The organism is Proteus faecis (assembly GCF_030286765.1).
Classification (GTDB): Bacteria; Pseudomonadota; Gammaproteobacteria; order Enterobacterales; family Enterobacteriaceae; genus Proteus; species Proteus faecis.
In genome coordinates this window covers 1-9,494 of record NZ_JASVWV010000031.1, presented here as the reverse complement: position 1 = coordinate 9,494, position 9,494 = coordinate 1, and the positions used below count along the sequence as shown (strand labels likewise).

General features: G+C 37.1%; 7 protein-coding genes and 1 pseudogene. 5 read left to right on the top strand and 3 right to left on the bottom strand.

Annotated elements, in window-relative coordinates:
- Nucleotides 1-84, top strand: a pseudogene (locus tag QSH13_RS18055) (RNA-guided endonuclease InsQ/TnpB family protein); the annotation flags it as partial.
- Nucleotides 85-201: 117 nt separating this feature from the next.
- Here the strand turns inward: QSH13_RS18055 and nadR are convergent.
- The 3 genes from nadR to serB are packed head-to-tail and all read right to left on the bottom strand — an operon-like array spanning nucleotide 202 to nucleotide 3,865.
- Nucleotides 202-1,446, bottom strand: a complete 1,245-nt coding sequence (nadR, locus tag QSH13_RS18050) for a multifunctional transcriptional regulator/nicotinamide-nucleotide adenylyltransferase/ribosylnicotinamide kinase NadR (protein ID WP_109398218.1) — start codon at nucleotides 1,444-1,446, stop codon at nucleotides 202-204.
- Between the two features lie 11 nt (nucleotides 1,447-1,457).
- Entirely contained in the window at nucleotides 1,458-2,849 is a 1,392-nt protein-coding gene (gene radA / locus QSH13_RS18045) for a DNA repair protein RadA (protein WP_109398219.1), read from the bottom strand.
- A gap of 38 nt (nucleotides 2,850-2,887) precedes the next feature.
- A complete protein-coding gene (gene serB / locus QSH13_RS18040) occupies nucleotides 2,888-3,865 on the bottom strand; it encodes a phosphoserine phosphatase (RefSeq protein ID WP_109398220.1) in 978 nt (325 codons plus the stop codon).
- Nucleotides 3,866-3,974: 109 nt separating this feature from the next.
- Here serB and QSH13_RS18035 point away from each other — a divergent pair, with 109 nt between their 5' ends.
- From QSH13_RS18035 to QSH13_RS18020, 4 genes are all read left to right on the top strand, one after another.
- Nucleotides 3,975-4,691 (top strand): YtjB family periplasmic protein, encoded by a 717-nt coding sequence (locus QSH13_RS18035; protein ID WP_109407191.1) that lies wholly within the window; start codon nucleotides 3,975-3,977, stop codon nucleotides 4,689-4,691.
- A gap of 239 nt (nucleotides 4,692-4,930) precedes the next feature.
- A complete protein-coding gene (locus QSH13_RS18030) occupies nucleotides 4,931-6,472 on the top strand; it encodes a YjjI family glycine radical enzyme (RefSeq protein ID WP_109398222.1) in 1,542 nt (513 codons plus the stop codon).
- Nucleotides 6,444-7,310: a YjjW family glycine radical enzyme activase gene (locus tag QSH13_RS18025; RefSeq protein WP_196544453.1), complete on the top strand. Its 867-nt coding sequence runs from the start codon at nucleotides 6,444-6,446 to the stop codon at nucleotides 7,308-7,310. The genes QSH13_RS18030 and QSH13_RS18025 overlap by 29 nt, the downstream gene beginning before the upstream one ends.
- 152 nt (nucleotides 7,311-7,462) lie before the next feature.
- Nucleotides 7,463-9,494 (top strand): cell envelope integrity protein TolA (locus QSH13_RS18020; RefSeq protein ID WP_491005530.1); only part of this gene is annotated, 2,032 nt, incomplete at its 3' end.

Genomic DNA, 9,494 nt, shown 5'->3' with positions numbered 1-9,494 from the left:
ATACTGGAATTACAAGCGGCGGGACTCGTCGTTTCTGCCCATGGAGGCCAGCGTAAATCCGTCACACAGACGGTTGCGGTCTAAGAAGTGGGAAGCCTCGCCCGACAGGGCGGGGAGCAGTCACTAAGTAATTTTGTTCTGATAGATAATCAGTGATAAAGAATAAAAAACGCCACTAATGGCGCTTTTTACTTTCTGTTTTTACTCAATATGCTTTGATTGCATCATCAATAATTCCCTGACTAATTCAACGCAACTTAAGAAGCGTTCGTCATAATCAGGAGAATTCACTTTAATATATTCAATATTATTTTTATCGAGCATTTCCATCAGTAAGGTTTGGAAACGACGACGATCTTTATCGCTCCCTAAACTACGCAAACCATCGGCTACCCATGGCGTATTATTTTCTAGCAAGATAACTAAATCAAAACGGTATTCATCAATCAAAGCTTGAACAAAGGGATGCTCTTTACCTTCATAACGTAAACAAAATGCCTGCGTTGTAACAAAATCCGTGTCAACAAAAGCCACTTTATTGGCATATTTAACAGCAAAATCAATATATTGAGCATGTCCCAATGCAATTTTATCGTAGTCGGAATATTGCAAGGCCATTTCATCACCACCAAGGTGAGAAAATACATAATCACGCCCATACTCCCATGCACTCGTAGTATTGAAAATATTGGCGAGCTTATTGACTAACGTGGATTTACCACTGGATTCACCACCTAAAATCGCCACGGTACGCACAAAGAAGGGTTTTACTTCTGTTGGGATATATTCCCAATATTTAAAAGGAGCTTGGCGAATTTGACTACCACTAATATTCATAAATGAACGTTCAGGATCAATCAAAACCGTTTCAATACCCAAGAAAGCATTATATTGTTCTGAATCTTCTCGTTCACTGGTATAGATAAAATCAGGGGCTATCTGCTTTTCGCGCAAAAACGTTTTGATCCCTTCACTCCACATTTCCCAACCATGAGGTTGGGGTTCAATACCGTGCTCATCAAACTCATGAATGCGAATATTTTTTTGATATTTAAAAGTTTGTAATAACCAACGTAATCTGTCACTTACAGTCGGTTGTTGTGACATCGCACTGTTAATAAATAAGTTTTTATCACGAGGCTCGTCATGACACAAAATGACATGTAATTCATCCACTTGACTACAAGCGCGTTGAATTAAATAAATATGTCCCGTATGGAGCGGATAAAATTTGCCAAAGATCACACCAATGGTTTTCTTTTTCACTGGGTATTCTAACCCTAAAAATTGGTGCAATGCCGACATCTTTTGTGCACTGGGGCTTTTGATTTTATTATTGATCAATTGGCTAAGATAGCCTTTCGTCATATCACTTTCATCAGCAACTTGTTGTAACGTATATCCATTTTTTCTGATAGCCTGTTTAATATAATCAAAAGAACCCATACTTTTCTCCTTTAGAAATCTTCCAAATCATCAAGGACAGATAACGCATCTGACAGCTTCTTCACACCATACACTTTCATATCAGGAGGATTCTTTTTCGGCATATTCGCACTAGGTACAATTGCCCGTTTAAATCCATGTTTTGCTGCTTCTGCAATACGCTCTTGCCCACTCGGTACAGGTCGAATTTCTCCCGCAAGCCCTACTTCACCAAATATCACTAAATCACGCGGTAAAGGGCGGTTACGGAAACTTGATACTAATGATAATAACAAGGCTAAATCTGCACTGGTTTCTGTGACTTTTACTCCACCTACCACATTCACAAAAACATCTTGGTCAGACATTTGTAATCCGCCATGGCGATGTAAAACAGCCAGTAGAATAGCAAGACGATTTTGCTCTAATCCCACAGCAACACGACGAGGGTTGGACAACATTGAGTGATCAACTAACGCTTGTATTTCCACTAGCAGAGGTCTTGTACCTTCCCATACCACCATAACAGAACTACCTGATGTAATTTCATCACCTCGACTTAAAAAGATAGCTGAGGGATTACTCACTTCTCGTAATCCTTGTTCTGTCATTGCAAAAACACCTAATTCATTAACAGCACCAAAACGGTTTTTATGGCTACGTAAAGTTCGGAAACGAGAGTCTGTTTCACCATCCAACATAACAGAACAGTCAATGCAGTGTTCTAGTACTTTAGGCCCTGCCAATGTGCCATCTTTTGTCACATGGCCTACCATAATAATGGCAACATCATGGGTTTTAGCGAAACGAGTTAGATAAGCAGCCGTTTCACGCACTTGAGCAACACTGCCTGGTGAAGATTGAATATCTGCCATATGCATCACTTGAATAGAGTCAATCACCATTAATTTAGGTTGTTCTTGTGAGGCAATTAAACAAATCTGTTCAATACTGGTTTCAGACAACATATTCAGTTCTGCTGTCGGTAAACCTAATCGATGAGCACGCATAGCGACTTGTTGTAGCGACTCTTCCCCCGTGACATATAGCGTTTTCATTTCTGTGGCCAAACGGCACATGGTTTGTAGTAATAAGGTACTTTTACCTGCACCGGGGCTTCCCCCGATTAAAATAGCACTGCCAGGAACAACCCCACCACCGAGTACACGGTCGAACTCTTTAAATCCTGTGGAGAATCGAGGCAATGCTTCAAGGCTAATCTCCGATAGTTTTTGAACACGGCTAGCGCCTTTTGCATCACCTGCAAATCCACTAAAACGATCATTGCGGGAAGAAGAGGTTGCGGCAAGGCGCACTTCTGTAATTGTATTCCACGCATGACAAGCAGAGCATTGCCCTTGCCAACGAGGATAATCTGCACCACATTCATTACATACAAAGGCTCTTTTTGCTGCTTTTGCCACACTTCTCTCCCAACAATAACGATTTTAAAAAAACGTGCTTAACGCTCTTCGTGTTTTAAACCACCACTTAAAATGCACAATACACCCATTAGATCAGCGTGACGAATAGCCACTTTCGCCTGAGCATAGACTTTAGGCTTTGCGTGATAAGCAATGCCAAGCCCTGCTTTTCTCAACATTTTAAGATCGTTTGCCCCATCACCAATAGCAATAGTTTGCTCTATTGGGATCTCTAAATCCTTAGCTAAACGCGCTAGGACTTGTGCTTTATATTTTGCATCAACAATAGCGCCTTTAACTTTACCCGTGAGTTTGCCATCTTTAATTTCAAGGTGATTAGCCACCGCGGACACTAAACGTAATTTTTGTTTTAAGTTATCGGCAAAATAAGTAAAACCACCGGAGGCGATAGCAATATGCCAGTCCATTGCCTGAAGTTTTCGAACTAAGCTTGTTAACCCAGGCATAAGAGGTAAATCATCCATCACTTTTTGTAATATAGAGGCATCCGCACCTTTAAGTTCAGCAACTCGAAGTTTTAAACTTTCACTAAAATCCATTTCGCCTTGCATCGCGCGTTCTGTTATCGCGGCAACTTTATCTCCCACACCAGCAAGTTTGGCGATTTCATCAATACATTCAATTTGAATAGCCGTTGAATCCATATCCATTACTAAAAGCCCAGGAGAACGTAAACGAGGAATCTCACCTAAAGGAACGACATCTAGGCCACATTCATCAGATAAGCGACGAATTCTGCGGGTTAAGCTGCCAGCAATACGTACCACTTGATAATCATCAATACGCCATGAAGAAACCACCACGATTGCCACACCTAATTTATGTTGGAACTCGCTTATTCTTTTCTTATCAAGTTCACGGCCATAAAGTAACCATCCACTATCACCAGCACGATAATCGAGTGGCATCACCTCTTCACCACTGAGTGATAACGGCAGACCTGGCCATTTACGGATTTCATCCGGTAAATAGCAATAGGTCAGACTATTTGACATACTTATTCTCCTGTTTTCCCCTGTCTGAACAAAATAATTGTTATTCAGCCTATTCTATCTCTGACTCATCTGGCAACATGCACATACTTGCTTACGCAAAAGGATGAACATGCTTAAAGACAAACTAAAATTCAAACTACAAAAAACGGCGATTATACTGATTTGTATCGCACTATTGGCATTTCTTATGCAAGGCGCGTCTTATTTTAGCCGTGCCAATCAACACGCCCGTATTACTCAGTTTGAAGAGCTTGCAAAAACACTGGCAGAACAAGTTGCGTTCTCTTTATCCACTTATATAGATGACAGTAGCAAAGATAACGTAAATCCACTCATTATGGCTAATTTAAATCATCTTACCCATAATAGTCGGGTGCTTGATGCCAGTCTTTACTTAGAAGATGGTACACAAATAGCGCATAGTGGTGAAAATGTCACTGTTAAAGAAAGATTAGCTTTAGAAGGGCAAAAGAGTGGAGGTTCTTTTAATCACCAACTTGTTGTACCTGTGCTAGGCAAAGATAAACCCAAAGGCTTTTTAAGACTCACGCTGGATACTCATCAACTTGTCACTGAATCAAGCCAAGTCGATAACACGACAAATTTATTACGAGTCATGTTATTAGTCGCACTTGCAATTGGTTTTTTGCTTTCTCATAACCTTCTTCAATTAACACCGGTTCATTGGCAACAATCGCCTTATTTATTAACGGCCAATCTACCGCCTCGTACTGAAAAAGAAGATGCTGAAAAAAATGAGAATAATGAAGAAAATGAATCAAAAGAGAGTGTTAATAAAGAGAAAAATAACGATGCTGAAAAATAAAGTAGATAAAACCTAACTTATTATTTTTTAACAACCTACTCAGTGAGTTTAGTGAATAATTAACTAAGCTCACTTTTTTATTTAATTATTTAGATATATCTAATTAATGCGTATTTTTGTGCTATTCCCTTAATCTTTAAAGGGGTTTTGTTTAAAGTCACGGTAAATTCTCATCAAGTCATTAACCTAAAAAGATAGGTTTTAAATCTTTTTCTGGCTCTTTGAGTACTGAGGTGGTTATGACTGAACAATCTGTTATCCAACGTTGTCAACAAATCGTAGAAAACCCAACCCTTTCCCCTGAACAAAAACGTCATTTTCTTGCGTTAGAAGCGGAAAACATGTTGCCGTATCCGTCACTGTCTGAAGATGCCGCAAAAGCACTTAATGAACGGGTTATCTGTGATATGTATGAAGGCCATGCCCCTTATAAACCACGTTATGTCTTACCTGACTATGCAAAATTTTTAGCGCAGGGTTCTCGTTATTTAGAACTTGAACCTGCGCAAAATTTTGATGATGCCTTAAACATGCTGACTATCCTTTATCATCATGTTCCTTCTGTAACTTCTATGCCTGTTTATTTAGGGCGTATTGATAAAATCTTACTGCCTTATGTTGGTAACCTCACCGAAGAACAGCTTTACCCTAAATTAAAACGCTTCTGGCGCTATCTTGATAGAACACTCCCAGATGCCTTTATGCATGCGAATATTGGTCCAGAAGACTCCGTTCTTACTCGTCTCATTCTTAAAGTAGATGTTGAGCTTCAACAAGTCGCGCCTAATCTCACTTTTATTTATGATGAAAAATCAACACCTTCTGATTTACTTCATCAAGCTATCACCAATATTTGCCATAGTAGTAAACCTCATATTGCCAATGGTACATTGCAAGATGCAGTATTTGGCAAAGATGAATACGGAATTGTCAGTTGTTATAACTCGCTACCTCAAAGTGGTGGTGGTAGCACTTTAGTCCGTATAAACCTTAAAGAGGTTGCACAGCGTAGTCAAAATAGCCTCGATTTTCTTGAAAGTGTATTGCCTTTTTATATGCAAAAACAGATTGAGATCATTGATGCCCGTTGTGCGTTTCTTTATGAAAAATCCAACTTCTTTAAACAAAGTTTCTTAGTAGAAGAAGGGTTGATCTCACCTGATCGTTTTGCGCCAATGTTTGGTATTTATGGAATGGCAGAAGCAGTCGCACTTTTACTTAAAAAAGAAGGTAAAAACGTTGCTTATGGTGAGAATGAATCTGCCAATCAACTTAGCTATATGATCAGCGAAAAACTGGCACAATTTGTTACAGAAACACCCGTAAAATATGGCTGGAACCACCGAGCTATGTTACATGCTCAATCGGGAATTAGTTCTGATATTGGCACAACACCTGCGACTCGTATTCCTTATGGTAAAGAGCCCGATCCGGTTACTCATTTAATAACAGTTGCTCCCCATCACCCATTTTATACCTCAGGGATTAGCGATATTTTAACGGTTGATGAAACTATCAAACAAAATCCTGATGCCCTAATGCAACTCTGTTTAGGGGCATTTTCTGCCGGGTTAAGAGAATTTACCGCCAATGTGGGTGGAAATGATCTTGTTCGTGTAACGGGTTATATGGTGCGCTTATCTGATTTAAAAAAATATAAAGAAGAAGGCTCTCGTCTTAATACTACTTGGTTAGGTGATGAAGCCACTGCCAATTGCCATATTGCGGAACGTAAACCTCGAGTGATTAGTCATGAGCAGCAGATGCGCTTCGATAAATAAAATACTGCCCTTTTCTTGTGTTGATGGCCCAGGCAATCGTCTGGCCATCTTTCTACAAGGGTGTAATTTGCGGTGTAAAAATTGTCACAATCCCTACACCATGGGGATCTGTGACAATTGTGGTGACTGCATTCCAACCTGTCCTCAACAAGTACTTTCATTACAAAATGGTGTTATAAATTGGAACAGTGCCAGTTGTGAACAGTGCGACACCTGTATTCAGCAATGCCCTCGCCAATCAAGTCCGATGACATTAACTTATACTGTCGATGAATTAATGGCGCTCACCCGTAAATATGCTGCTTTTATTAATGGCGTTACTGTCAGTGGTGGCGAATCGACGTTACAACTGCCTTTTTTAATTGATTATTTTAAAGCAATCAAAGAAGCGCCTGATCTTAAGCATCTTACTTGTTTAATCGACAGTAACGGCACTCTCTCCCTTAATGGCTGGCAAAAAATTGCCCCTTATATGGACGGTGCTATGATTGATTTAAAAAGTTGGAATGAAGATACTCATATTTATTTAACAGGTCGAGGTAATCAGCGGATTAAAGAATCAATCAAATGGTTAGCGAATAATAATTTACTTACAGAATTACGCCTTTTATATATTCCAGAAAAAACCGACTATTTAGAGAATATTGAATTACTTTCTCAGTTTATTCACTCACTTGGCGAATCCATATTAATTAGAATTAATGCTTTTCATCAGCATGGTGTATATGGTGAGGCTGGTAATTGGCAATCAGCACAGAAACAACATATTGATATATTTAGTAAAGAATTAATAAAAAGAAATATATTTAATATTAAAACACCGGATATACATTCATAGAATATATTAACCAAAAAGAAAAATAGTAATTTAAAATTATTAAAAATATAATTAGCAATGCATTTTAAAATAAAATCCATTTATATTGACAGAAAAACAAGATCAAACTAGTCTTCAAAAAAATCCTGCAAATATAGACGGAATAATAATTTATGTTTATGAATAAAAAGAAACTAAAGCTATCAATTATTGCTTCAATTATAATTAATTCAACATATAGCTACGCTTTAAATAAGCCATCAGACTTAATTCTTACAAAAGATATTAAATTTAAATTTGAGTCTGTTGATAAGAATTCCCTTCGAGGATATGATAGCAATAGACAAATTCATGGAAGAATGGAATATAGAAATCTTCCAATAATATTAGCGTCAAAATATCAAAACATCATAATAACATCAGATAAAGATAATATTAATATCAGTCACGATATTGGAAAAAGCTTTAACCCTTTGAAAATAGAAAACTTCAATAATGTTAGAGCCCTTTCACTTTCAGAAAGTGGTCGTTATTTAACTGCACATGGTGAATATAATAACAATCCTGTATTTTTTGTTTATGATATTTTTTCAAAAGAAACAAATTTATTTAATCATAAAAGTGATATTTCATATTATATTGAAGACGATTATTATTTTACTACCAATGATGGATTATTTAGCCTTTACTCTGAAGATAACGATCCCTATACAAGATATGCCTCCCCTAGTGAAAAAAATTTTTTTATCTTTGACAATGAAAATAAAAAAAGCATTCCACTTAATGAATGGAATAAAACAAAACTGAATAATCATATAGAAAAAAATAGATTTATTGCATTTGAGAAATTAACTTCCTTTAATAACTTAATCAAATTAAAACCTAAAATTACGGCGCCATCCGTTAGTGGAAAATACCTTTATGGCACTTTAAAAAGGGAAAATCAAAAATCATATGATGTTAGATTAGCATTTCTTTATGATCAGTCGAATGATGATGTAAAAATTATTTCAAATTCAGATTATGGTTCATCCAGAATCAATCAACTCTCAAAAAATGATATCGCCGTTGGCTGGATAGAATCGCGCATTAAACGCAAAAATGAAAGAGATGATAGATTAATTCGCGAAGCTTTCATCTATGATCCGACTCAAAATAAAATTAGAAAACCAATAATTAATAGTACTAATTCGAATCATTATTATAATTCAGAAGCTACAGCTATTTCAGAAAATGGGGAGTTTTTTGTTGGCTGGGTAGAATACGGTGGCAATATCGTAAAAAAAAGGCAAGCTTCTCCACTATCAGAATACCCTAGAAATGCCTTTGTATATTTTGTTGATGAAGAAGAATCTCAGTTATTACTAAATCTCAATAATAATATTGAAGAATCAGAAGCACACTCCATCTCTAGAGATGGCAATGCTATATTTGGTGTATCAAAAGGAAACAATAATGACTGGAAACTTGTTGCATGGAATATTGAAAAAACACCAAAGAATAAAATAGAAGAAAACCAAAATAAAGAAGCCATAAATATTAAATACGATACACTTTTAGCAACTAACGATATTGAAAAAACCAAAGAGCACTCAAAATTATCATTTGAAAAATTCACTTCGCTTAAAAAGCCATTTGATACTCAAGAAAAAGCATTATTCAATAAATTAGAAACAACTAAAACTGATATGGAAAATACCATTAAAGAAAGAATTAGAATTGAAAAAATCATTGATTATGGCGATAGAAATGGAGGTACAGAAACATATGATAAATATTCAGATGAATATAATACATATAAAAATAAAGAAGATGATTACAAAAAAGAAATCGAAGATATTAATCATGAAATAACCAATTTAAATAACGGAACACAAGGTTCACAATTAAAATTAGCAGAATATGAATATGCAAAGAGCCAAACTACTCTTAATGCACTAACACAAAAAAATGCAGCAATAGAAGCTGAGAAAGCCGAAGAGAAGCAACGTTTGGCTGACGAAGCCAAAAAACAACAACGCCTTGCCGAAGAAGCCGAAGAGAAACAACGTTTGGCTAACGAAGCCAGAGAGCAACAACGCCTTGCCGAAGAAGCCGAAGAGAAGCAACGTTTGGCTGACGAAGCCAAAAAACAACAACGCCTTGCCGAAGAAGCCGAAGAGAAGCAACGTTTGGCTAACGAAGCCAGAGAACAACAACGCCTTG